The sequence below is a fragment of the Vibrio ruber DSM 16370 genome (genome assembly GCF_900163965.1).
GTDB classification, from domain to species: domain Bacteria; phylum Pseudomonadota; class Gammaproteobacteria; order Enterobacterales; family Vibrionaceae; genus Vibrio; species Vibrio ruber.
This window is the reverse complement of record NZ_FULE01000085.1, coordinates 1-2,429: the sequence shown is the minus strand read 5'-3', so window position 1 is coordinate 2,429 and position 2,429 is coordinate 1. Positions and strand designations below refer to the sequence as shown.

The 2,429-nt window shown below is 43.7% G+C and carries 2 protein-coding genes and 1 pseudogene; 1 reads left to right on the top strand and 2 read right to left on the bottom strand.

The annotated features are described in order from the left end of the window. A pseudogene (locus VR7878_RS20340) lies at nucleotides 1-126 on the top strand (IS200/IS605 family transposase); the annotation flags it as partial. Between the two features lie 132 nt (nucleotides 127-258). Here VR7878_RS20340 and pgi read toward each other — a convergent pair. Next, nucleotides 259-1,908 carry a glucose-6-phosphate isomerase gene (pgi, locus tag VR7878_RS20335; RefSeq protein ID WP_077337778.1) on the bottom strand — a complete coding sequence of 550 codons (1,650 nt, stop codon included), beginning with the start codon at nucleotides 1,906-1,908 and terminating at the stop codon, nucleotides 259-261. Nucleotides 1,909-2,205: 297 nt separating this feature from the next. Then, on the bottom strand, nucleotides 2,206-2,429 hold a 224-nt coding region (locus VR7878_RS20330; RefSeq protein WP_139344086.1), incomplete at its 5' end, for an integrase core domain-containing protein.

The following is a 2,429-nucleotide window of genomic DNA, read 5'->3' as shown; positions in this document are numbered from 1 at the left end:
GATACGGTAGGTAAAAATACGAGCAAGATACAAAATTACATTAAGCAGCAACTAGAGCAGGATAAAATGGGAGAGCAATTGTCGATCCCGTATTCAGGTAGCCCGTTTACGGGCCGCAGGAAGTAGTCATATGCAAATGTCAGATCACTACGCGCCTGCTAGGGCGCTGCTAGTAGGAGAGCCTTATAGGCGCATATGAAAAACCACCGGCTATGCCGGTGGATACTTTTTTTTTTGCATCACGCTAAATGTTCAGCCTTACCGCAGTGCTTTATACGCATTAATCAGCCCGTTGGTTGAACTATCATGAGATGTCACCTGTTCATCACTTTCTAGCTCAGGCAAAATTGCATTTGCCAACTGTTTACCCAATTCAACACCCCACTGATCAAATGTGAAGATGTTCCAGATTGCGCCCTGTGTGAAGATCTTATGTTCATAGATCGCAATCAGCTGACCAAGTACCCGCGGTGTAATTTGTTTCACCAGAATTGAGTTGGTCGGGCGATTCCCTTCAAACACTTTAAACGGAACAAGCTCAGCGACTTCTTCTGCTGTTTTGCCGGCAGCAATAAACTCAGCTTCGACTTGCTCTTTGGTTTTACCAAACGCTAAAGCTTCTGTCTGGGCAAAGAAGTTAGACAACAGTTTCGGATGATGATCCGATGTTGGATTATGTGAAATCGCAGGCGCAATGAAATCACAAGGAATCATTTTTGTACCTTGGTGAATCAGCTGATAGAAAGCATGTTGACCATTGGTACCCGGTTCACCCCAGATAATCGGCCCGGTTTGGTAATCAACAGGCTGGCCATTGCGATCGACATACTTACCATTCGATTCCATATTTCCTTGCTGGAAGTAAGCAGCAAAACGATGCATATATTGATCATAAGGAAGGATCGCTTCGGACTCCGCGCCATAGAAGTTGTTGTACCAAATACCGATCAGAGCCAGCAATACCGGGATATTTTTCTCAAATGGTGTCGATACAAATGCCTGATCGACCTCATGGGCACCGGAGAGCAACTCAACAAAGTTATCAAAACCGATGCCTAAAATGATTGACAGGCCGATTGCAGACCATAAAGAATAACGGCCACCAACCCAGTTCCAGAATTCAAACATATTGTCGGTATCAATACCAAAGGCAGAAACTGCTTCAGCATTGGTTGAAAGTGCCGCAAAATGTTTCGCCACTTGGGACTCATCTTTTGCTTCGGCAAGGAACCAATCGCGTGCGGTGTGGGCATTGGTCATTGTTTCCTGCGTGGTAAATGTTTTGGACGCCACAAGGAATAATGTTGTTTCCGGATTAACCTGCTTGAGCACTTCGGCAATATGTGTTCCGTCCACATTAGAGACAAAATGCATATTGAGGTGATTTTTATAAGGTTTCAGTGCTTCGGTAACCATGTATGGCCCTAAATCAGAACCACCGATACCAATGTTCACCACATCAGTGATCGCTTTGCCGGTATACCCTTTCCACTCACCAGAAATAATCCGTTCAGAGAAGTGTTTCATTTTCTCCAGCACGGCATTCACCGCGGGCATGACATCTTCACCATCTGAATAAATCGGTGTATTAGAACGATTGCGCAACGCGACATGCAACACAGACCGATCTTCCGTCCGGTTAATTTTTTCACCACTGAACATCGCTTCAATCGCGCTTTTCAGGTCAGTTTCTTCTGCCAGCGCCAATAAGAGTTTCAGCGTCTCTTCATTGATGAGGTTTTTAGAATAATCGACCAGAATATCATCGCCAAAACGTAGAGAGAACGTTTCAAAGCGCTGACTGTCTCGGCTGAAAAGTGTTTTTAAGTCAACACCTTTCATCGATTCAAAATGAGCAGACAGTGCTTTCCAGGCCTGTGTTTCTGTTGGGTTGATATTTTTTAGCATGGTATCTATCCCGAATTTAATAGGTCCTATTCTGCCGAGCAGCATGAGCGATCGTTACAGAATTCCAAAGACAAAAAAACAAACCAATTGCAGCATGCGCACCAATACACCTACAAGGTCACAGCTATATCTCGATTTGTATCCGATTCGTTAATTATACTTAATTTTCAGAGCGAAATTATGTTTTAGCTCAAATCCAGCGAGTCAATTTTTATTTCCATTGATCTAAAAACTGATTGTACGGTAACTAGAAACACTCCACTATACAGACACGCGTGAAATTAACAATTGTAGTGGTCAACTAAAATTGGCCACGGTTTTAGAGTTTTTCCAATATAGTCGTTCAGACTCATTGGGTGTCAGCCCACCATTATATTGATGGGGCCTAAGTTGGCTGTAATAACCTGTGATGTAACGAGTTATATGCTGTCTTGCTTCGCTAAAACTCCTATAACCCGACACCGGTATCCATTCTGTCTTTAGACTTCTGAAGAACCGCTCCATCGGGCTATTGTCCCAAC